The following is a 20,960-nucleotide window of genomic DNA, read 5'->3' on the forward strand; positions in this document are numbered from 1 at the left end:
TTCGGGGCCTGAGCCCCGAACGCCTCCGGGCGGTGCCCGCGGAACGGGTCAGAGGACGCGCTGCGCCTTGGCCATGTTCGCCTTGAGCTCCTCGGCGTTCTGGCGGGAGACGTACGCGGGGCGGTCGCGCTCGAAGCGCCAGGACTCGCTGAGCGGCCCGGCGCTCACGGTGTCGAAGCCGGCTTCGTCGTAGAACCGCGTCACGAGCTCGACGGCCTCGGGGTAGTCGCTCGCCGTGGCGAGGGCCCGGCGGTTCTCGGTGCCCGCGGGGGTGCCGTCGGTGGTGATCGTCTGCGACGTGATCTGGTTGAACGCCTTCACGACCTTCGACGTCGGCAGGTGCTCCTGGAGCAGGCCGGCCGTGGTCGCCTCGCCGCGGTCCAGGGCCTCGATGTGGCCGTCGCGCTCCCAGTAGTAGTTGTTGGTGTCCAGCACGACCTTGCCCGCCAGCGGCTCCACCGGGATGTCGCGGTAGGCCTTCAGCGGCACCGAGATCACGGCGACGTCGGCGGCCTCGGCCGCCTCCTGAGCGGTCGCGGCGCGGGCCTTGGGCCCGAGCTCCTCGACGAGCTCGGCGAGCGTCTCGGGACCGCGCGAGTTGGCGATCACGACCTCGTTGCCCTGCGCGATCGCCACGCGGGCGACCTGGCTGCCGATGTGTCCTGCTCCGATGATGCCGAAGGTAGTCATACGCTCGGCAACCCCGCGGGCGGGCGCCGCATTCCACCCGCTCTCGCCCAGGGATTTCCTGGCGGCCGTTCGTACGATGGCCCCCATGGTGAACGGCGACGCGGGAGCCCAGGCACGGTCGTACCGGAGGGCCCCGGAACGGCGCGCCCAGATCCTCACGAGCGCCATCGCGGTCTTCGCCGAGCGCGGCGTGGGCGCATCCCTGCGGGCCATCGGCGAGGCGATCGGCGTCTCGCACGCCGCCCTGCGCTACTACTTCGCCCACCGTGACGAGCTGCTCGTCGAGGTGTACCGGGCGCACGAGGCCCGGGCCGCGGAGCCGTCGCCGACCGAGGAGGTCTCGGCGGTCGCCCTGATGGAGCGCAGCGCCGAACGGAACCGTTCGATCCCCGGCCTGGTCGAGCTGTACGCGACGCTCACCACGGACGCGCTCCAGGCGGAGCAGCACCCGGACACCCGCGAGTTCGTGCGGGCCCGGTTCCGGGGGGTGCGCGCCGACCTGGCCGAACGGGTCCGGGCCGGGCAGGCCTCCGGCGCGATCGCCGCCGACATCGACCCGGACGACGCCGCCGCGCTGGTCGCCGCGGCGTCCGACGGCCTCCAGCTCCAGTGGTTGCTGGACCCGGAGGCCGTGGACGTGCGCCGGTCGCTGGAGCTGCTGGAGCGCCTGCTGCCGGGCAGCGAGCGCGACGGGGCGCGGCCTGCCGACGGGGCGCAGCCTGCCGGCGGGGCGCCGGGAGCGCTGCCGGATGCTCCTGGGGGCGCGGTCCGGTGACCGGCCCACGCGGGGACCGCGGAACCCTGCCCCGCAGGACCGCGCCGCCGAACTCCCGTCGCGAGCAGGCTGAGCCGCCCCACGGTGCTGGTCGCCGCCGCGGTCGTCGTACCGCTGGCTCTCGCCGCCCGGTCGCGATGTGTACTCGGACGGCACCCGTCGGGTGGGCTGAACTTCGTTCGGCTGTGACCCGGCTTTGCTGGCCCAGCCGGACAGTTCGGCCTGGCCGAACTCGGCGGGTCCAGCACGATCGGGATTCAGCCCACCCGACGGGTGCCGTCCGAGTACACCTTGCCTCGCCGAGCCGGCCCGACCGCCAGCCGGCCAGCCGGCCAGCCGGCCAGCCCGCCAGCCGGCCAGCCCGCCAGCCCGCCAGCCCGCCAGCCCGCCAGCCCGCCAGCCCGCCAGCCCGCCAGCCCGCCAGCCCGCCAGCCGGCCAACCCGCCGGCCCGCCAGCCGACCGGCCCCTACCCCGTCGCCTCCGCCGGGTCCCAGTCTTCCGGCAGCGGCGCGACCGGTGACACGGCCGACGTGATCTTCACGGGCTGCCCGGCCGCGGCGGCGTCCCGGATCCCGAGCAGGATGTCCAGGACGTGCGCCGCCACGGCGCCCGACGCCCGCTCGGTGCCGCCGTCGCGGATCGAGCGCACCAGGTCGACGACGCCGGCCCCGCGCCCGAACTCCGGGCCGGACGCCGGCAGCGCCGTCGGCTCGTCGGAGCCGTAGCGCCACAGGGACGAGTCGCCGTCGAACCCGTTCGGGTCGGGCAGCACGATCGTGCCCTCGGTGCCGTTGACCTCGACGAACCCGCTGCGGGGCAGCGCGTGCTGGAACGAGAACGTCGACTGCGCCGACCGCCCCTCGCCGAACTCGATGATCGCCGCGTGGTGGGTCGGCACCTCGACCGGGAACACCTCGCCCGCCCGCGGGCCGCTGCCGATGGTGCGGGTCTGGCGGGAGGTGGAGGCCACGGCCTGGACCCGGGTCGCGGAGCCGAGCACGTGCACCAGCGTGGTCACGTAGTACGGCCCCATGTCGAACAGCGGGCCGCCGCCGTGCGCGAACAGGAAGTCGGGGCTCGGGTGCCACGCCTCCGGCCCGGGCACGTGGAACATCGTGGTGGCCGTCAGCGGCTCGCCGATGTCGCCGCGCGCGATCGCCCGCAGCGCCGTCTGGATGCCCGCGCCCAGCACCGTGTCCGGGGCGCACGCGACGCGCAGGCCGCGCGCCTCGGCGTCCGCCAGCAGGGCGGCCGCGGCGTCCGCGTCGAGGGCGACCGGCTTCTCGCTCCACACGTGCTTGCCGGCGGCCAGGATCCGATGCCCCACCTCGGTGTGCACCGCCGGGACGGTGAGGTTCACGACCACGTCGACGTCGTCCCGGGCCAGCAGCTCGTCCACGCTGCCCGACGCCGGGACGCCGTACTCCCGGGCCCGCTCGGCGGCGCGAGCGAGGTCGAGGTCCGCGACGAACCGCACCTCGACGTCGGCGAACCGGGTGAGGTTGTCCAGGTACTGGGTCGAGATGTTGCCGGCCCCGACGATGCCGACACCCGCGACACCCGCCACACCCGCGCCCGCCGCGCTCATCGGTCGTGCTCCGACAGCCACGCGAGCGACTGCGCGATGCCCTCGAACACGTCCCCGCCGTACGCGTCGAACTCGATCACCCGGGTCGCCGCCGGGGCCGCCGCCAGGATCGCGGAGACGTCGACCTCGCCGGATCCCGCCGGCTGCTGCCGGTCGACGTCGCCGTCCAGCGTGCCGTCCTTGACGTGGATCAGGCGCACGCGGTCCCCCAGCACGGCCAGCAGCGTCGGGACGTCCGCTCCCCCGACGGCCGCCCAGTACGTGTCGACCTCCAGCACCACCTCGGGCGCCAGGTCCTCGACGAACACCTCCAGGGCGTGCTGGTCGCCGAGACGGGTGCCCAGCTCCCAGGCGTGGTTGTGGTACCCGAACTCCAGCCCCCGCTCGGCGGCGAGCGCCGCCAGCCCGTTCACGCGCTCCGCGAGCCGGGCCACCTGGTCGGCGGTCTGCCACTCCTCGGCGGGCAGGAACGGGTCGATCACGGTGGCCATCCCCAGCGCGACGGCGGCGTCGAAGATCGCCTCGGGGGTCTCGGCCGCGAGCACGGGCGCGTGGCCCGACGGCGCGGTCACGCCCGTCGCGGCGAACGCCCGCAGGTAGTCGTCGGTGCGCTCGTGGAAGGCGTACGGCTCCACGTGCCTCAGGCCGATCTCGGCCAGGCGCGCCACGGTGGCGTCCAGGTCCTCGGCTATCGCGTCGCGGACGGAGTAGAGCTGCACGGATGTCACAGGCGTCGTCGGCATGGAACTCCTTCGTTCGGCACGGCCTCTCCCCGGCCACCCCGTTGCGGCCGCGTCGCTGAGCACCGCCGACGATCGTAGCGACGAAATTCTTACAGTGGAAGATTCTGGGCGGCACGCGATGCGCGCACGTCCAGCCACCACTCCAGCCGGCCGCGCCCGTCCAGGTGCGCCAGCCGGTCCGGGGCCGCGCGGTCGAGGTTCGTCTCCGCGCCGAGCATCGGTTCGACGCCGACCGACCGGTACGGGCCGTCGTCGGGCCAACCGCCGAGGTTGCGCCACACCACGAGCGACACCGGGGCGGCGTACCCCGGCCCGACGCCCCAGCGCAGCGCGAGCCGGTCGGCGCCGTCCACGACGTCGAGCCGGTCGGTCGCGACCACGGCGCACCGGGCGGTCCCGTCGTAGGGGCCGAGGACGTCGAGCGGCACTCCCCTGCCGTCGGGCCAGGTGCTGGCCGTCGTCGCGCCCGGCTCCGGCCACTCGACCACGAGGGTGTCCGGGCGGCCGGGGACCTCCAGGCGCGCGTCCGGGCCGAGGTCGAGCAGCAGGTGCACCGCGTGCAGCAGGCCGGCGCCGGGCGGGCCGTCGATCGTGTAGCGGGCGCGGACCACACCGTCGTCCGCTCCCAGACGGCGGCTCAGGGTGAGGTTCCCGGCCCGGACCCGCGCCGCGCCGTCGCCGCCGTCCGACCAGGGCCGGGACCACACCTCGCCGTGGTCGCTCGGCCCGCCGATCGTCGGCAGGCACTCCTCGCCGCCGCCGGCGTCGACGAACGGGTCGCCGGGGGCGACGCCCGCCCGGACCGCCGCCGGGACCCGCGGGTTGCGCCAGAGCCACTCGCGCTCCGGCGTGGCGAGCGAGGTCCAGCGGCCGCCCAGGGCCGGGTCGGTGCGGACGGTGAGCGGCCGGCCCGCGCCCGGCCCCGTCACACCCGGTCCAGCAGGACGACGTCGCAGTCCGGCCAGGTCCACGGCACGTCCAGGCCGTCGGTCGCGAGCGCCGCGCCCGTCCGCACCTCGTCCTCGCCCCGCACCCGGTACCGCGCGTCCGGGTCCAGGTCGCCCAGGCGCACGGTGAGTCCCGGGGCACCGGCACGCCGCCAGGCCAGCACCACCACGGTGTCCGGGCCGGTGTACTGCACCGCGCACGCCGGGTCGGCCGGGCCACCGTGCCGCCGGACCCGTCCGGCGTGCACCACCGGACGGATCGAGCGGTACAGGTCCACGAACGACGCCGCCCGCTCGCGGGTCACGTCGTCCCAGGCCAGGAGGTCTGCCCCGATGCCGAGCACCCCGGCCATCGCGACGACGAACCGGAACTCCAGGCTCGCCGGTGCGCTCAACCGGTCGGGGTCGAGCTGGTCGGGCAGGTCGGTGACCCACGAGCTCATGGTCCACGCGGGCAGCACGCCCAGGAAGCCGTGCTGGATCGCCAGCCGGTCGCGCGGCCCCGTCTCGTCGCTGGGCCAGACCACGTCGGTGCGCGCGAGCACCGCGTGGTCGATCCGGCCGCCGCCGCCCGCGCACGCCTCGACGGTGACGTGCGGGAACTCGGCGCGCAGGGCGTCGAGCACGCGGTAGTACGCCTGGGTGTGCCGCCAGGACCAGTCGTCGCCGCCCGGGGCGGTGCGCCCGCCGTCGGCGATGGACCGGTTCATGTCCCACTTGAGGTAGCTGATGTCGGTGTCGGTCAGCAGCTGGCGCAGCGTGCCGAGCACCCACTCCTCGACCTCGGGCCGGCCCAGGTTCAGCATGTACTGGTGGCGCAGCGTCTCCAGGGGGCGCCCGTCCACGTGGTGCGCCCACTCCGGGTGCGTGCGGTACAGGTCGCTGTCGGGGCTCACGGCCTCCGGCTCGACCCACAGGCCGAACCGCATGCCGAGCGCCTTGACCCCCTCGGCCAGCGGCCCGAGCCCGCCCGGGATCCGCTCGGTGTCGACCTCCCAGTCGCCCAGCGCCGCCCGGTCGGTGGTGCGGCCTCGGAACCAGCCGTCGTCGACCACGAAGACCTCCGCACCCACCTGCGCGGCCGCCGCGGCGAGCCGGAGCTGGTGCTCCACGCGGACGTCGAACGTCGTGGCGAACCACGAGTTGTAGACCACGGGCCGGTGCTCGGGTCCGCGCGTCCGGGCCAGGGTCGCCTGGTACTCGTGCCAGGCCTGCGCGAGGTCGTCGGCGTCGCCCTCGACCCGCACCCCGGCCAGCACCGGGGTGGTCAGGGTGTCGCCGGGAGCGAGCGTGAGGATGCCCGACTCGTCGTCCGGCCCGGCCGAGACGCGCACGTGGTCGGCGAACGGGACGGCGTCGAGCGCCATGCGCCACGAACCGCTCCAGGCGAGCGCGACGCCGTACCGGACGGGGGCGTCCGTTCCGGCGGAGTGGACGCCCCCGTCCGTTCCCGCGGGCACGACCGTCACGACCGGCGAGTACGTGTGCGACGTGATGCCCTGCCGGCTGCCGACGCTGAGCGTGCCCGCCCCCAGCGTCGTCTCGAACGGCGTGAACTCACGAGACCACGCGCCGCCCAGCAGGTCCACGCGCGCCCCACCGGAAGCAGGAACGGCGAACGCCCCGCCCCAGCCGCGCAGCACCTCGATCGCGTGGGCCGATTCGTTGCGCAGCTCAGCCCACTTCTCCACGACGTCGTGGCCCGGGTGGGTCCGGAGGTGCAGGGTCACGGCCAGGCCCAGCACCTCGTCGGCGAGCGGGCAGACCAGGTGCGTGCCGCCGTCGTCGTCCGAAGCAAGCGTGACCTCGCCGGAGACGGCGAGGCGCGCGCCCCGGACGCCGTCCGCGCGCCGGACCACCAGCTCGGCGCCGTGCACGTTGCGCGTGCCGAGCGCCGTGGCCTCCAGCGGCAGCAGGTCGAGGTCCGCCTCGAAGGACGACGTCGCCGCCACGGGCGGCACCGCGCCGTCGGCACCGGGCCCCCAGCCGACGGCGACCAGCCCCGCCCCGCGCGGCGCGAGCCCCACGACGTACTGACCCGACCGGGTCGGAAGAATCCAGGTCACTTGTTGGCTCCTACGAGAAGTCCGGACACGAACTGCTTCTGGAAGAGGAAGAACACGATCGCCGTCGGCACGGCCGCTATCAACGAGCCTGCCGCGACCACGTTCCACGCGCTCGCGAACCCGCCCTGCAGGTTGAGCAGGGCGGCGGTGATCGGGAACTTGGCCTCGCTGCGCAGCACCGTCATCGCCCAGATCAGGTCGTTGAAGATCCAGGTGGTGGCCAGGGCCGCGAGCGCCGCCAGCGACGGCCGCGACAGGGGCAGCACGATGCGCCAGAAGATGCCGCCGGGGCCGGCGCCGTCGAGCCGCGCGGCCTCGAAGACCTCGTTCGGCAGGCCGCGCATGAACCCGTGCAGCACGAACGTGTAGAAGCCGATGCCGAACCCGACCTGCACGATGACGAGCGCGGTGAGGGTGTCGGCGATGCCGACGGCGTCGGTGATGGACGCGACCGGCACGAGCAGGATCTGCGGCGGCAGGAGGTTGCCGGCGAGCATGGTGAGCAGGATGGTGCGGCGTCCGGGGATGTCGAACCGGCTCAGGGCGTACGCGGCGAAGGACGACAGCGCCAGGGAGAGGACCACGGCGCACCCGGTGACCAGGGCGCTGTTGCCGAGGGAGCGGAGCACGCCGCCCTCGGTCAGGGCGGTGGCGAAGCCGTCCAGGCTGAACGACGCCGGGAGGGCGCCGAGGCCGCGGCCGGCGATGTCGTCGTAGGAGCGCACCGCGACGAACAGCACGAACACGATGGGGCTCAGCCACAGCAGCGTGACCGGGATCATCGCGACGTGCAGCCACGGCGAGCGGGCGGGGCGCGGCCGGCGACGCCGGGCGGCGGGCCGGGCGCGGGCCGCCGTCGGGGCGCCGGTCGCGGCGGGTGGGGCGAGTGCTGACATGTCAGTCCTCCGTCCGGGCCTGGCGGGCGAGGTAGGTGATGATGAAGCCGATCGCGAGGGCGAAGATGACCACGGCGATGGCCGAGGCGTAGCCGAGGTTCCCCGTGGTGAAGGCCTGCTGGAACATGTAGGTGCTCAGCAGCTGGGTCTCGTTGTAGGGGCCGCCGCGAGTCATCGCCCAGACGATGTCGAAGGTGCGCAGCGAGTCGATGACGGTCACGGCGAAGACCACGGTGTTCACGCCGCGCAGCTGCGGCATGACGATCCGCCAGAACCTCTGCCACGCGTTGGCGCCGTCGACGGCGGCGGCCTCCTCCAGCGTGCCGTCGGTGCCCTTGAGGCCGGCCAGGTAGAGCACCATGATGTAGCCGACCTGGCGCCAGACGGCGGCGATGAGCACGGCCCAGAGCGCGACGGCCGGGTCGGCGAGCCACTGGCGCTCCAGGGACTCGAGACCGAGCAGGCCGAGGGTGCCGTTGATGGGCCCTTCCGGCGCGTACATGACGCGCCAGAAGAGGCCGCTGACGGCGAGCGAGACGACCATCGGCAGGTAGATGGCGCTGCGGTACAGCCCGACCAGGGGGCCGGGCTTGTTCAGGGTGACCGCGAGGACCAGGCCGCCCACCACGGACAGCCCGCCGAACCCGAGCACCCAGATCACGTTGTTGCGCAGGGCGGTCAGGAAGATCGGGTCGGCGGCCAGGTCGCGGAAGTTCTGCAGGCCCACGGGCTCGGCCAGGCCGATCCCGTCCCAGCGGGTCAGGGCGAGCGAGAACGAGTTGGCGGCCGGCCAGAACACCCAGAACAGCTCGACCACGAACGGGACCAGCAGGAAGACCCACACGAGCAGCGGGACGCGCGCGAACCGGTTGGGGCGGCGGGTCGTCGTGGTGGACGGCTGCGCGCTCACGACGCGAAGACCCCCTCGGCCGCCTTCTGCCACTCGTCGAGGGTCTTCTTCATGGAGCCCGGGTCGGCGAGGAACTTGGTCAGGGCGGTGTCGGCGGTGGCCTGGAGGGCGTCGGAGGAGTCGCGGTTGAAGAACTGCGTGATCTCCTGCGTGTTGTTCAGCAGCTCGATGCCCTTCTGCACCAGCGGGCTGAACGAGGACGTGTCGACGTCGGGCGAGGTCGGCAGGTTCGCCGACTTCGACTGCTCGATGTACTGCTGCTGCGACTTCGTCGAGGCGAGGTAGGACAGCAGGTCGAGGGCGCCCTCGTGGTTGTCGCTGTTGGCGGACGCGAAGAACCCGTCGGTCGGCGCCTCCTCCGCCGTCGGCACGGAGTCGTTGATGACCGGCACGGAGAAGAAGTCGATGTCGTCGCGCTGGTCCTCGGGGAAGTACGTGGTGACGAACGTGCCGCTGAGGTACATCGCCGACTTGTCCTGGGCCACGGGGGTCGCGGCGTCCTGGGCGGTGTAGGACGCCGCGTTCTTGTCGAAGTACGGGATGAGCCGCTTGTACTCCTCCATGACGGCCACGACCTCGGGGTCGTTGAAGGCGTGCTCGCCCGCCAGCAGCTCGCGGTGGTACTGCGCGCCGTTGACCCGCAGGTTGAGGTAGTCGAACCAGCCCGACGCCATCCACGGCGTCGACGACAGGCCGTTGGTCAGCGGCACGATGCCCTGACCGCTGAGGTTCTCGCACAGCGCGTGGAACTCGTCCCACGACGTCGGAGCCTCGACGCCCCACTTCTCGAACGCCGACTTCTTGTAGAAGACGCCCCACCAGTAGTAGCTCGTGGGCACGAAGATCTGCTTGCCCGAGGCGTCGCTGGACAGGCTGCGCAGCGCGTCGGAGTAGCCGGCGCACGGGCCGTCGCCCTGCCACAGCGACGACACGTCCAGGAGCAGCCCCTCCTCGGCGTAGGACCGGGCCACGGACCCGGCGTACCAGCTCAGCACCTCGGGCGAGTCGCCGGAGCGCAGGTAGTTGGTGAGCTGCGCGCGGAACTGCTCGGTGGCCACCGAGTTCAGCGTGACCTCACCGTCGGGGAAGGCCTTGACCAGGGCCTCCAGGGCGGCCTTGGGGTCGGCGTCCTGGATCGAGTTCTGCAGCGTGATCGCGCCGGTGGTCGCACCGCCGCCCCCGCCGCCGCCCGACGTCGTCCCCACGCACGCGGCGAGCAGGCTCGCCGCACCCAGCGTCATACCGCCCGCGAGCAGCTCGCGGCGCGTGATCGTCAGCTTGGACATCCTTGTTCCTCCTCCGTGCGCCCTCGTTGGCGCACCTGGTACCGCTCAGATCACGGGCGCGGGTAGGTCCGCGCCCGAAAGGATCGCCGCACACTCCCGCTGCAGCCCGACATCGGACCACATCGGGTGCTGGGGTGCGGCATTGGAGCAGACGACGGCGCCCCAGGCGCCGAGCCGCCGGGCCTCGCGCAGCGCGTGCCGGCAGATCTCCGCCCCGACCGGGTCCTCCTCGAACCGGGCGTGCAGCGGGGTGTAGCCCACGTAGCCCTCGCCGAGGATCAGCGGGATGCCGCGGGCCGCGGCGACGTCGGCCGCCACCTCCAGCCACAGGGTCAGCTTCTGCAGCATCGCCAGGCGGTGCGTGCCCCACCGGTCGTAGAGCCAGCGGTCCCACGCCTGCGGGTCGCACCAGTCGTGCACGTACAGCTCGGGCAGGGACATGATCGTGGCCCGCGTGCGCCACTCCTGGCCCGGCGGCACCGTCCAGGCGGCCAGGCCCGGCGCGTCGGGGCGCAGCAGCTCGCTCGCCTTGTCCTCGTCGAAGTCCTCGACCGGGCCGCGCAGCCCGAACGTGTCGACGAGCTCCTGGAGCACGCCGTACACGTACGGGTGCACCACCAGGGCGTCGAGGTCGGCGGGCAGGGCACTCAGCGCGCCGACCGGCACGCCCGCGTAGTTCACGGTGACCGGCCGGCCCGGGTGCCGCTCGCGGAACCGCGCGATGCCGCGCTCCAGCCGGGGTGTCAGCGCGCGGACGGCGTCGTCCCCGCGGCCCACGCCCAGCCCGTCGGCGAGGTAGCCGATCTGCACCTCGTTGTGAAGCTCGGTGAGCAGCAGGCGGTGTGCCAGGCCCTCCGCCTCCAGCAGGTCCACCAGGTCGGCGTGGGCGTCGGCGAGCACCTCGGCCCGCTCCTCGGGATCGACCGCGTGCAGCGCCTCGTACCAGTCCGGCGTCCCCGCGAACGACGGCGACTGCTGGTACTCCCAGGACGACGCGATGACGCCGACGTCGTGCCGGTCCGCCGCCCGGAACAGCTCCAGCAGGTGGGCGCGGGCGTCGATCGTCGTCTCGCGCCGCACGTCGTACCAGCGGGTGCGCTGCCCGAACTCGCCGCCGAGCGGGCCGAGCTCCAGCGCGGAGGTGTCCAGGCCCGACCGGAACAGCAGGAACGGCATGGCGCAGATCCGGATGGTGTCGTAGCCGCGCTCCCGGGCCTCCGCGAACGCACGGTCGAGGTCCTCGAACGGCTCGCCCGGACCGGTGCGCGTGTACCAGGTGAAGTCCCACAGGGTCACCACGCGCGGGCGGTCCGGGGTCGTGAGCAGGGTGGTCATGCCGAGTACTCCTTCGGGTCGGCGGACTGGTGCAGCAGCGTGTCGCCGCGGCGCGCGACGGCGTGGCGCAGGTCGGCCGCGTGCCGGGACGCCACCAGCTCCGGGCGCTGCAGCAGGGCACCGGCCGTCGCGGTGTCGCCGGACAGCAGCGCGAGCTGCGCGTCCAGCACGAGCACGCGCCGGTCGCGCGCCCGCAGCGGGTCCTCCTCGAACAGCAGGAGGTCGGGCAGCGAGGTGGCGAAGTAGTCCACGCGCGGCACCTCGACGGCGTACGTGTCGCGGTAGGCGCGCAGCGCCGCCGTCAGCTCGTCGGCGGCAGCGGTGTCGCCGGTGCGGCGCAGCGCGAGGACCGTCCAGAAGGTCTGCTCGCCGTGCTCCTGCGTGCTCATCTCGACGAAGTCGCCGCGCTGGGCGGCGGCGGTGCGCCAGGCGTCGTCTGCCTCTTCCGAGCCGGACGCCGCCCCCGTGCCGGCGGCCGCCGCGAGCGCGTCGCCGAGCAGCAGGTGCAGGTTCGCCGTGCTGGCCAGCGGGTGCCGCGCCTCGCCCAGGGTGGGCGGCGGGGCAAGGGCCGCCCGCACGTGCCCGACGGCGTCCGCGGCCCTTCCCTCCGCGAGCGCGTCCAGCGCGCGGTGGGTCTGCGCGCGGTCCCAGGCGAGCAGGGCCTGACCCTCGCCGCCCTCCCACGGGTGCAGCCGGCGTCCGCCGAGGATCGTCAGGGCCTCGGCGGCCCGACCCTCCGTGATCAGCAGGTGCAGGGCCTCGACGGCGAGATCGTCGCGGTCGAGGGCGGACGGTGCGTCCGGCCCGCTCGCAGACCATGCAGTTGCTGCCACAACCGCTCCCGGACTGGCAGCAGGTGCATGGTCCCCGAGCAGCGCGGTGAGCCGGGCCGCCGGGGTCTCGCCCGTCAGCGCCGCGAGCTGGTCGCGCTCGTAGCGCAGCCGGGCGTCGTCCGGAGCGGCCGCGAGCGCGCCGGCGTAAGCCTCCTGGGCGGCAGCCAGGTCGCGCTCGTGGTTGACGGCGGCCAGGCCGATGTTCCGCCAGGCCACGGCGTCGGACGGGTCGAGGGCGACGGCCGCCCGCCACAGCGCCAGGGCGTCCGCGCGGCGTCCGGCGGCGTAGGTCCAGTGCCCCAGGAGCGACCGCGCGCGGGCATCCGCCGGGTCGGCGCCGGCCGCCTCGCGCAGCACCGCGGCGTCCGCGAGGCGCCCCGGGAAGCACCACGTGGCGTCCAGGCCGCGGGCCCGGGCCCGCTCGGTGGCGGCCTCGTCGGGTCGGCCGGCGAGCCGCAGCACGTGCGCGCGGTGGTAGGCGAGCAGCGGCCGGACGGCGGTCTGCCCGGCGGGCCGGTGGTCCTCGCGGGCCTCGGCCTCCGCCAGGCAGGCGAGCGCGGCGTCGTGCTCCCCCACCCCGGCGAGCTCGATCGCGACGTCGAGCAGGGTCTGGGCGTCGCTGCTGGCGGGCTGCCCGTCCAGGTGCCGCAGCCAGGCGTCGAGGGGGTCGAGAGCCCGGGCGGTCGTCAGCACGGCCGCGGCGTCGGCGTGCCGGCGCAGCCGCCCGTGGCACACCACGGTCAGGGCGAGCGCCTGGAGGTGGTCGGGCTCGGTGCGACGCACGTCGGCCAGCCGGGCCAGGGCGGCCTCGTACCGTCCGGCGCGCGCGTCGAGCCGTGCCATGCGGTAGCCCGCGGGGGCCCGCCAGGCCCGCGACCAGGCGGCCTGCGCGTAGGCGTCGTAGGCGCCCGAGTCGTCGCCGAGCTCCTCGCGGACCAGGCCGAGCAGGTAGACCGCCGTGGTGTCGCGGGGGCTGCGGTGCAGGCGGGTCAGCCGGGCGACGGCGCGCTCCAGGTGGTCGCGCGCCGCCTCCTCGTCGCCCGCCACGTAGGCGCGCCGGGCCAGGCCCACCAGGCTGTCCACGTGCCCCGGGTCCCGGTCGAGGGCCGCGCGCCAGTACGGCTCGGGCGAGCGCGTGGCGTGCCGGTACAGGTCGAGGTGCGCCGCGATCAGCGCCAGCTCCTCGACGGTGCCGACCTCGTCGGGCGCGGGCGGCTCCTCGGCGGGGCCGGGCTCGGCCTCGTCCCGGGAAGTGCCGGCCGGGGTCTCGGTCCACGTGACCAGGGTCCGGTCCCCGTGGGTCACGGTGACCGTGAGGGGGCCCGTGCCGGCGGGGACCTCGTGCGTCAGCAGGGCCGGGCGGGTCGGGTCCGCGTCGACGACGTCGGTGGTCAGCACCGCGCCGTCGGCCGAGAGCGTGACCGTCAGATCGTCCAGGGGGCGCGGGACGACGACGCCGACGCGCGCCGTCGTCGGCCCCGCGCCGTCGGCCCCGCCCGGTTCCGTCCGCTCCAGCCGGACCGCGGCGTCGAGCGTGGCCCGGTCCACCGGGCCCACGTCGCGGAACGGGTACCAGTACTGGGAGAAGACCTTGGTCTCGCCCGGGGCCAGGAAGGCGAAGTCGGGCTGGTTGTCGGTGAACACGCCGGCCATGAGCTCGACGTAGTGGGAGCCGTCGTCGGCCAGGTTGGCGTCCCAGGCGTGACCGAACGGGGCGTTGCCCCAGGTCCACTGCTTCTTGCCGGGCGAGAGCGCGCGGTCGGCGACGTGCACGAAGCCGAGGCCCGCGGCGTGGTCGTAGCCGCCGAAGAACTCCTCGTCGCTGGCCAGGCACATGTACGACGTGGGCACCGGGATGTTGCGGTACCAGTCGAGGCGGTCGCCGCCCCGGTCCGCGAGCGCCGGGTAGTCGACGCCGTAGTAGGGGCGGTCGGCGTGCGGGAACGCGGTGATCGCGCGCCGCGCGTGGTCGGCCACGTAGGTCACGTCGTGCGGGAAGAAGGACTGGTAGTCGTCGTCGACCTTGGCCGCCACGTTGGCCCACCACAGGAACGACTGCGGCAGCTCGCTGCGGTTGTAGAGCCGCACCGTCAGCTCCAGCACCGCGCTGTCGGGGCGCAGCCGCACGCCGTGCATGCCCTTCATCCGGGTGAACGGGTCGTGGTCGGAGCACCAGACCACGACGGCGCCGTCCGGCTCCTCCTCGATCTCGACGTCCACCGGCAGGTAGGTGGCCGGGCGGTGGTGCTGCGGCCAGTTGAGCTCCACGCCGCCCGCGACCCACGGCCCCGCCAGGCCCACCAGCGCCGGCTTGATCACCGGGTTGGTCCAGAAGAAGTCCCGGCCGCTGCCCCGCTCACGGGCCACGTGGATGCGCCCGCCCAGCTCCGGCAGCACGACCACGCGCAGCCACTCGTTCTCCAGGTGCACCGCCTGCCAGTCGCGCGGGTGGGGCTCGTCGGCGATCTGGTGGTGGAACGGCAGGGGGTACACGCGGCCGGACGACCCCTGGTAGACGCGCCGGTCCAGGTACGCCGGGAACCGGTCGGGCGGCAGGGGTTCGTAGGTGGTCAGGGTGAGCGGCGCCTCCCAGGCGGCCGCGGCCCGGCCGGCCAGGTCGTCGGGCCGGGCGGGAAGGTCGAGCACGGACTCCACATCGAGCATGGGTCCGACGCTACGAACCTCCCGGGTACCGCGGGAAGCGACGTATCGACTTAACTGCCTGGACGATCCGACGATTCTGGGTCGCGGGGCGCCCCGCTGACGCGGACGGGCGGACGGCGCTACCCTCCAGGGGTGAGAATCCGTGACGGCTTCCCCGGGCAGCGCCTGCGCGTGCTGCCGACGACCGTGGTCCGCGCGACGTCGAAGGCGGGCCCCACCTCACGCCTGCTGGTCACGGACGCGGGCTATTTTCCGCACGCCACGAACCACGGGCGGGTGCGCCGGCAGGGCGCCGTCGGGACCATCGTCATCGTGTCGTCCGCCGGGCGGGGCTGGTGCCGCACCCCGGGCGGCCTGCACCGTATCGGCGCTGCTCAGGCGCTGGTGATCCCCGCGGGCGTGCCCCACGAGTACTGGGCGGACGACGACGACCCATGGACGATCTGGTGGATGCACGTCCGGGGCGAGGACGCCGCCGAGTTCGAGCGGCACCTGGCCGGGCACGCCGGGCCGGACGACGTCGCCGTCGTCGAGGTGCACGACCTGGTGCGCGTCGTCGCCGACCTCGAACGCGTCGTCGACGCCCTGGAGACCGACGAGACCTACCCCAGCCTGCTGCGCTGCGCGGGCGCCGCGTGGTCGGTGCTCGCGCAGATCGGGGCCGACGCCGCCGCGGGCAGCCCGGTGCGCGGCGAACCGGTCCGGGCCGCCCAGGAGTACCTGCGCACGCACCTGGACGCCGTCGTCGAGGTCGCGGCGCTCGCCCGCCGGTTCGGGCTGAGCACGTCGCACTTCTCGGCGCGCTTCCGGGCGGCGACCGGCGGCGGCGTGGTCGAGTACGTCAAGCGGCTGCGGATGGCGCGGGCGTGCGAGCTGCTCATCACCACGGAGCTGCCCGTCGCCGACATCGCGCGCTCGGTGGGCTACCCGGACCCGTTCTACTTCTCCCGGCAGTTCCGCAGCGTGCACTCGTGCAGCCCGACGGACTTCCGCCGGGGGCTGCACGACCGCTGACGTCTCGTGCGGGCGGACGCTCCCGCGTCGGATCGTCCAGGCGGGTGCGTCGTCCTCTGCATTCCGTCGGGGCCGGGGCGCGGGGTTTGCTGGGCGGGTTCCCTCCCCTCGGCCGCTGGGCCGAGCCGACGACGATGTCAGGAGACCCTGGATGTTCACCGTACGAACCTGGGCGGCGAGGACGAGTGCCGCCCTGCTCACGACAGCCCTGGCCGCGACCGGCCTGGCGGCGGGAGCCACGGCGGCACCGGCCGCGCCCGCCGTCGGCCCCGCTCCCGCCGGCCCCGCCGCCACCCCTGCTTCCGACAGCCCCAGCCCCACGCCCTACCAGGGCTGGAACACCTACTACGGCCTCGGCGGCGACTTCAGCGCCGACGAGGTGCTGGACGTGGCCGACTTCCTGGTCTCGTCCGGGCTCGCGGACGCCGGCTACGACATCGTGTGGCTCGACGGCGGCTGGCAGGCCGACGTGCCGCGCGGCGCGGACGGCCGCCTGCAGGGCGACCCCGCGCGGTTCCCCGACGGCATGGCGGCGCTGGCCGACGAGATCCACGACCGCGGCCTGCGCGCCGGCATCTACACCGACGCCGGCCCGTACATCCCCGGCACGTGCGGCCTGGGCAGCGGCGGCCACTACCAGACCGACGCCGACACCTTCGCGGAGTGGGGGTACGACGCCGTCAAGGTCGACTTCCTGTGCGGCATCACCGCCGACCTGGACCCGCAGGAGGCGTTCACCGCGTTCTCGGCGGCGCTGCGGAACAACAGCTCCGGCCGCCCCATGATCTTCAACCTGTGCAACCCGGTGACCTCGCCGGACTGGGGCGACTATCCCGAGGAGCAGCAGTCCACCTGGTCGTGGACCTACGCCCCCGACATCGCGGAGTCCTGGCGCACCTACACCGACGTCGGGTTCGTGGGGCAGATCCAGTTCAAGGACGTACTGCGCAACTTCGATGCCAACGCCCGGCACCCGGAGGTCGCCGGGCCGGGACGGTTCAGCGACCCCGACTACCTGGGCCCGGAGCTCGGCATGACCACCGAGGAGTTCCGCACCCAGATGTCGCTGTGGACCGTCGCGGCGGCGCCGCTGATCATCTCCAGCGACCCGCGCACGCTCAGCCAGGAGTCGATGGACATCCTGCTGGACGAGGACGTGCTGGCGATCGACCAGGACCGGCTCGGCGTCCAGGGCACCCGGGTCGGCGCGGCCGGCACCACGGAGACGTGGGCCAAGCCGCTCGCCGACGGCTCGGTCGCCGTCGCGCTGCTGAACCGCGGAGACCGGCCTGCCGAGGTGGCCACGACCGCCCGTGACCTGGGCCTGCGCGGCCGGTCGTTCGCCGTGCTGGACACCTGGACGGACGCCCGCACGCAGTCGTCGGGCACCGTCCGGGCGGCGGTCCCGGCGCACGGCGCCGCGCTGCTGAGGGTCACGCCGTCCCGGCCGGGCGGCGCCCCGCGCCTGGTCGCCGCGCCGCCCGCCTTCACGTCCGTCGGGGCCGACGCCGTGGCGCCCACCACCGATCTGCTGGCCGCGGCCGGCGACCAGCTGGCCACCGAGGTGACGCTGCACAACGACGGCAGCGCGCCCGTGCGCGACCCGCGCGTCTCGCTGACGGTTCCCGAGGGCTGGACGGCCCGCGCGCTGGGCGCCGCCCCGCGGGTGGTGCGGCCGGGCGGCTCGGCCACGGTCGCGTTCGCGGTGTCGGTCCCGGCCGGGACGGGGACCGGCGGCTACGACGTCGCCGCGTCCGTCTCGTCCGGCTCCGGGCGGGTCACCACGCCGCCGTCCCGCGTGACGGTCGCGCCCGCGGCGCCGTCCGGCAGCGACGTCGTGCTCTCGCGGCACCCGTGGGTGAGCGCGAGCAGCGGCTGGATGGAGCCCACGGTCGACCAGAGCGTGGGCGGCGGCAGCCCGCTCACGGTGGCCGGCGTCGTGCACGAGACCGGGATCGGCGTCGCCACCCCGTCGCACGTGCGGTACTACCTCGGCGGCGCGTGCACCGCGCTGACCGGGAGCGTCGGCATCGACGACGTCGTCGGCACGGTCGGGCCGGAGGGCGGCACGGCGACGTTCGACGTCGTCGGCGACGGAAAGACCCTCTGGAGCAGCGGCCTGGTGGAGCGGGGCGAGGCGATCGCGTTCGACGTGGACGTGACGGGCGTCCGCGACCTGACCCTCGAAGTGGGCGACGCGTCCGACGGCGGCTACAACGACCGAGCCGACTGGCTCACCCTCACCACCACCTGCTAACCCCTCCGCTGAGTGCTGGCTATTTGCGGCCTCGAACCGTTTCGAGAGCGCAGATAGCCAGCACTCAACGGTCAGGAGAGGGTGGTGTCGGTGAGGAGCTCAGTCAGGTGCGGGGCCGGGCTGTCTATGCGGTCGGTCGGGTTCGTGACCATCGAGACGATCCAGTCCGCCGCGCCGTCCGCCGCGACCGGGAGCGCGACCAGGCGGGCCGCCTGCGGCTTGGCCGCGACGTGCCGCGGCACGAGCGCGACGCCGAGGCCGCGGTCGACCAGGTCGAGCAGCGTGTGCACGTCGTTGACGGTGAACCGCACCCGGCGCCGGACGCCCCGGGCGGCGAACGCGTCGTCGTTCATCTGGCGCACCGCCCAGGACGGGTGGAAGTCGATGAAGCTCTCGCCGCCCAGGTCGGCGCGGTCCACGGTCGCGCGGGACGCGAGCGGGTGGTCCTGCGGGCAGAGGAACACGACCGGCTCCTGACCCAGGACGGTCCGGGGCAGCACGCCCACGTGGTCGGCGGTGGCCACGAACGCGGCGTCGAGCTCGCCGTCGCGCACCCCCGCCAGCAGCTCGTGCGAGCCCGCCTGCTGGAAGGCGATCTCCACCCGCGGGTAGCGCCGGTGGAAGCGTTCCAGCAGCGTAGCCACGTCGACGACGCCGAGGCACTGCTCCGAGCCGACCCGCAGCGTGCCCGCGAGCTCGCGCGAGACCTTGACCACCGCATCGCGAGCTTCCGTCGCAGAGGAGAGCATGGAGCGGGCGAACGGCAGGAGGGCGAGGCCCGCCTCGGTGGGCTCGACCCGCCGGGTGGTCCGGCTGAACAGCCGGGTGCCCAGCTCGACCTCGAGGTTACGGATGGCGGCGGAGAGCCCGGACTGCGAGACGCCGGTGAGCTCGGCGGCCCGGGTGAACTGGCGCTCGTCCGCGACAGCCACGAGGTATTCCATCTGACGCAGTTCCATTAAGAAACACCAGTTCTGGGAATGATGATGAGGAGTTGTTGGACTTCTAGGTTATCCCTTCCTAGTCTCTGGTCCGAACCCGTTGCGACACGAGGAGAAACCATGCAGCTCCGTTCCATCGGCGGCCGTTCCGTCTCCGCGATCGGCCTCGGCGGCATGCCGATGTCCATCGAGGGACGGCCCGACCGCGAGCGCTCCATCGCCACGATCCACGCCGCCCTCGACGCCGGCGTCACCCTGATCGACACCGCCGACGCCTACCACCAGTTCGCCGACGAGGTGGGGCACAACGAGGAGCTCATCGCCGAGGCCCTCCGGTCCTACGGCGGCGACACCTCCGGCGTGCTGGTTGCCACCAAGGGCGGGCACCTGCGACCCGGCGACGGTTCGTGGACCAAGGACGGTCGCCCCGAGTACCTCAAGGAGGCCGCCAAGGCCTCGGCCAAGCGCCTCGGTGTCGACGCCATCGGCCTGTACCAGTTCCACCGGCCGGACCCGAACGTGCCCTACGGCGACTCGGTGGGCGCCATCCGCGACCTGCTCGACGAGGGCGTCATCGAGCTGGCGGGCATCTCGAACGCGAACCCCGACCAGATCCGCGAGGCCAACGACATCCTCGGCGGCCGCCTGGTGTCCGTGCAGAACCAGTTCTCGCCGCGGTTCCGGTCCTCGCTGCCCGAGCTGGAGCTGTGCGCCGAGCTGGGCATCGCGTTCCTGCCGTGGAGCCCGCTCGGCGGCATCTCGCTGGCCCGGTCGGGCGAGCTGGGCGCCGAGTACTCCGCGTTCCAGGAGGTCGCGGACGCGCACGGGGTCTCCCCGTTCCGCGTGACGCTGGCCTGGGAGCTCGCGCTGGCGCCCGTCGTCGTGCCGATCCCCGGGGCGTCGCGCCCGGAGAGCATCCGCGACTCGGCCCAGGCGCCCGAGCTGACGCTCACCGCCGACGAGGTCGCCCGCCTGTCGGCGGCCTGAGCCGAGCCGGCCCGAGCCACCCCCAGCACTCACCACAGGAGAGAAACCCGTGAAGACCTTCACCCTGCCCGGCACGGACCTCACCGTCCCGAACGTCGTCCTGGGCCTCATGCGCATCCAGGAGAAGACGGACGAGGAGGTGCGCACCCTGGTCAAGACGGCCCGGGACGCCGGCATCTCGTTCTTCGACCACGCCGACGTCTACGGCTCGGCCCTGCACGGCTGCGAGACCCGGTTCGCCGAGGCCATGCAGCTCACGTCGGCCGAGCGCGAGCAGATCGTGCTGCAGACCAAGGCCGGCATCGTGCGCGAGGGGCCGTACTTCGACTACTCGTACGAGCACCTCGTCGAGTCGGTCGAGGGCTCCCTGGAGGCGCTCGGCACCGACTACATCGACATCCTGCTGCTGCACCGCCCCGACGCGCTCGTGGAGCCCGACGAGGTGGCGCGGGCGTTCGACGACCTGTCGACGTCGGGCAAGGTGCGCGCGTTCGGCGTCTCGAACCACACGCCGGGCCAGATCGAGCTGCTGCGCAAGTCGGTGACGCAGCCGCTCGTGGCCAACCAGCTCCAGCTCTCGGTGACGCACGCGCCGCTCGTGGCGCAGGGCGTGGCCGCGAACATGCAGGGGCTGGACCAGTCGATCAGCCGCGACTCCGGCACCCTGGACTACTGCCGCCTGCACGACATCACCGTGCAGGCCTGGTCGCCGTTCCAGGCGGGGTTCTTCAACGGCGTGTTCCTCGGCTCGCCGGACTACCCCGAGCTGAACGCCGTGATCGACCGGCTCGCCAAGAAGTACGACGTGCCGGCGATCGCGATCGCCACCGCCTGGATCACGCGCCACCCGGCGCAGATGCAGGTCGTGCTCGGCACGACCAACCCGGAGCGGGTGGCGGGCGCCGCCCTCGGCTCGGAGGTGCCGCTGACGCGTGCCGAGTGGTACGAGATGTTCCGCACGGCGGGCTACACGGTCCCGTGACCCGCTGACGTGTCAGACGCTCAGGTCACCCGGGTGACCTGAGCG

The 20,960-nt window shown here is 73.9% G+C and carries 16 protein-coding genes; 5 read left to right on the top strand and 11 right to left on the bottom strand.

Annotation, left to right across the window (positions count from 1 at the left end; translation table 11 throughout):
* Window positions 1-48: 48 nt before the first annotated feature.
* On the bottom strand, window positions 49-858 hold the full coding sequence (locus ACFWEJ_RS14250) for an NAD(P)-binding domain-containing protein (protein WP_377229855.1): 810 nt from the start codon (window positions 856-858) through the stop codon (window positions 49-51).
* On the opposite strand from ACFWEJ_RS14250, the gene ACFWEJ_RS14255 reads away from it, so the two are divergent.
* On the top strand, window positions 776-1,465 hold the full coding sequence (locus tag ACFWEJ_RS14255) for a TetR/AcrR family transcriptional regulator (protein ID WP_377229856.1): 690 nt from the start codon (window positions 776-778) through the stop codon (window positions 1,463-1,465). The genes ACFWEJ_RS14250 and ACFWEJ_RS14255 overlap by 83 nt on opposite strands.
* 467 nt (window positions 1,466-1,932) lie before the next feature.
* Here the strand turns inward: ACFWEJ_RS14255 and ACFWEJ_RS14260 are convergent, their stop codons facing one another.
* From ACFWEJ_RS14260 to ACFWEJ_RS14300, 9 genes are all read right to left on the bottom strand, one after another.
* On the bottom strand, window positions 1,933-3,054 hold the full coding sequence (locus ACFWEJ_RS14260) for a Gfo/Idh/MocA family protein (protein ID WP_377229857.1): 1,122 nt from the start codon (window positions 3,052-3,054) through the stop codon (window positions 1,933-1,935).
* Window positions 3,051-3,797, bottom strand: a complete 747-nt coding sequence (locus ACFWEJ_RS14265) for a sugar phosphate isomerase/epimerase family protein (protein ID WP_377229858.1) — start codon at window positions 3,795-3,797, stop codon at window positions 3,051-3,053. The genes ACFWEJ_RS14260 and ACFWEJ_RS14265 overlap by 4 nt, the downstream gene beginning before the upstream one ends.
* Window positions 3,798-3,886: 89 nt before the next feature.
* The gene (locus tag ACFWEJ_RS14270; RefSeq protein WP_377229859.1) at window positions 3,887-4,726 is read right to left on the bottom strand and encodes a hypothetical protein; all 840 of its coding nucleotides are present in this window, start codon (window positions 4,724-4,726) and stop codon (window positions 3,887-3,889) included.
* Window positions 4,723-6,810, bottom strand: coding sequence for an alpha-galactosidase (locus ACFWEJ_RS14275; RefSeq protein ID WP_377229860.1), 2,088 nt, complete (start codon window positions 6,808-6,810; stop codon window positions 4,723-4,725). Before ACFWEJ_RS14275 ends, ACFWEJ_RS14270 begins: the two co-directional genes overlap by 4 nt.
* Window positions 6,807-7,706: a carbohydrate ABC transporter permease gene (locus ACFWEJ_RS14280; RefSeq protein WP_377229861.1), complete on the bottom strand. Its 900-nt coding sequence runs from the start codon at window positions 7,704-7,706 to the stop codon at window positions 6,807-6,809. The genes ACFWEJ_RS14275 and ACFWEJ_RS14280 overlap by 4 nt, the downstream gene beginning before the upstream one ends.
* 1 nt (window position 7,707) lies before the next feature.
* The gene (locus ACFWEJ_RS14285; protein WP_377229862.1) at window positions 7,708-8,616 is read right to left on the bottom strand and encodes a carbohydrate ABC transporter permease; all 909 of its coding nucleotides are present in this window, start codon (window positions 8,614-8,616) and stop codon (window positions 7,708-7,710) included.
* Window positions 8,613-9,902, bottom strand: coding sequence for an ABC transporter substrate-binding protein (locus ACFWEJ_RS14290; protein ID WP_377229863.1), 1,290 nt, complete (start codon window positions 9,900-9,902; stop codon window positions 8,613-8,615). The genes ACFWEJ_RS14285 and ACFWEJ_RS14290 overlap by 4 nt, the downstream gene beginning before the upstream one ends.
* Window positions 9,903-9,947: 45 nt before the next feature.
* The gene (locus ACFWEJ_RS14295; protein ID WP_377229864.1) at window positions 9,948-11,237 is read right to left on the bottom strand and encodes a cellulase-like family protein; all 1,290 of its coding nucleotides are present in this window, start codon (window positions 11,235-11,237) and stop codon (window positions 9,948-9,950) included.
* The gene (locus tag ACFWEJ_RS14300) at window positions 11,234-14,734 is read right to left on the bottom strand and encodes a DUF5107 domain-containing protein (protein ID WP_377229865.1); all 3,501 of its coding nucleotides are present in this window, start codon (window positions 14,732-14,734) and stop codon (window positions 11,234-11,236) included. The genes ACFWEJ_RS14295 and ACFWEJ_RS14300 overlap by 4 nt, the downstream gene beginning before the upstream one ends.
* Window positions 14,735-14,866: 132 nt before the next feature.
* Between ACFWEJ_RS14300 and ACFWEJ_RS14305 the strand changes: the two genes are divergently transcribed.
* Together ACFWEJ_RS14305 and ACFWEJ_RS14310 are read left to right on the top strand one after the other, a co-directional pair.
* Window positions 14,867-15,748 carry a helix-turn-helix domain-containing protein gene (locus ACFWEJ_RS14305; RefSeq protein WP_377229866.1) on the top strand — a complete coding sequence of 294 codons (882 nt, stop codon included), beginning with the start codon at window positions 14,867-14,869 and terminating at the stop codon, window positions 15,746-15,748.
* Between the two features lie 151 nt (window positions 15,749-15,899).
* The gene (locus ACFWEJ_RS14310; RefSeq protein ID WP_377229867.1) at window positions 15,900-18,005 is read left to right on the top strand and encodes an NPCBM/NEW2 domain-containing protein; all 2,106 of its coding nucleotides are present in this window, start codon (window positions 15,900-15,902) and stop codon (window positions 18,003-18,005) included.
* A 71-nt stretch (window positions 18,006-18,076) separates the two neighbouring features.
* On the opposite strand, the gene ACFWEJ_RS14315 is transcribed toward ACFWEJ_RS14310, so the two are convergent.
* Window positions 18,077-18,949: a LysR family transcriptional regulator gene (locus ACFWEJ_RS14315; protein WP_377229868.1), complete on the bottom strand. Its 873-nt coding sequence runs from the start codon at window positions 18,947-18,949 to the stop codon at window positions 18,077-18,079.
* A 117-nt stretch (window positions 18,950-19,066) separates the two neighbouring features.
* On the opposite strand from ACFWEJ_RS14315, the gene ACFWEJ_RS14320 reads away from it, so the two are divergent.
* Both ACFWEJ_RS14320 and ACFWEJ_RS14325 read left to right on the top strand, forming a co-directional pair.
* Window positions 19,067-19,933, top strand: coding sequence for an aldo/keto reductase (locus ACFWEJ_RS14320; protein ID WP_377229869.1), 867 nt, complete (start codon window positions 19,067-19,069; stop codon window positions 19,931-19,933).
* Window positions 19,934-19,982: 49 nt separating this feature from the next.
* Window positions 19,983-20,915, top strand: a complete 933-nt coding sequence (locus ACFWEJ_RS14325; protein WP_377229870.1) for an aldo/keto reductase family oxidoreductase — start codon at window positions 19,983-19,985, stop codon at window positions 20,913-20,915.
* The last annotated feature ends 45 nt before the right edge of the window (window positions 20,916-20,960 follow it).

Source organism: Promicromonospora sp. NPDC060204 (genome assembly GCF_042728455.1).
Lineage (GTDB): Bacteria > Actinomycetota > Actinomycetes > Actinomycetales > Cellulomonadaceae > Promicromonospora.

What these genes read in the sequence shown, in the direction of transcription:
- ACFWEJ_RS14255 (WP_377229856.1), top strand. Translation starts at nt 776, where the DNA reads ATGGTGAACGGCGACGCGGGAGCCCAGGCACGGTCGTACCGGAGGGCC.
- ACFWEJ_RS14250 (WP_377229855.1), bottom strand. Translation starts at nt 858, where the DNA reads ATGGCGCTCGTGAGGATCTGGGCGCGCCGTTCCGGGGCCCTCCGGTAC.
- ACFWEJ_RS14260 (WP_377229857.1), bottom strand. Translation starts at nt 3,054, where the DNA reads ATGAGCGCGGCGGGCGCGGGTGTGGCGGGTGTCGCGGGTGTCGGCATC.
- ACFWEJ_RS14265 (WP_377229858.1), bottom strand. Translation starts at nt 3,797, where the DNA reads ATGCCGACGACGCCTGTGACATCCGTGCAGCTCTACTCCGTCCGCGAC.
- ACFWEJ_RS14280 (WP_377229861.1), bottom strand. Translation starts at nt 7,706, where the DNA reads ATGTCAGCACTCGCCCCACCCGCCGCGACCGGCGCCCCGACGGCGGCC.
- ACFWEJ_RS14290 (WP_377229863.1), bottom strand. Translation starts at nt 9,902, where the DNA reads ATGTCCAAGCTGACGATCACGCGCCGCGAGCTGCTCGCGGGCGGTATG.
- ACFWEJ_RS14295 (WP_377229864.1), bottom strand. Translation starts at nt 11,237, where the DNA reads ATGACCACCCTGCTCACGACCCCGGACCGCCCGCGCGTGGTGACCCTG.
- ACFWEJ_RS14300 (WP_377229865.1), bottom strand. Translation starts at nt 14,734, where the DNA reads ATGCTCGATGTGGAGTCCGTGCTCGACCTTCCCGCCCGGCCCGACGAC.
- ACFWEJ_RS14310 (WP_377229867.1), top strand. Translation starts at nt 15,900, where the DNA reads ATGTTCACCGTACGAACCTGGGCGGCGAGGACGAGTGCCGCCCTGCTC.
- ACFWEJ_RS14315 (WP_377229868.1), bottom strand. Translation starts at nt 18,949, where the DNA reads ATGGAATACCTCGTGGCTGTCGCGGACGAGCGCCAGTTCACCCGGGCC.
- ACFWEJ_RS14320 (WP_377229869.1), top strand. Translation starts at nt 19,067, where the DNA reads ATGCAGCTCCGTTCCATCGGCGGCCGTTCCGTCTCCGCGATCGGCCTC.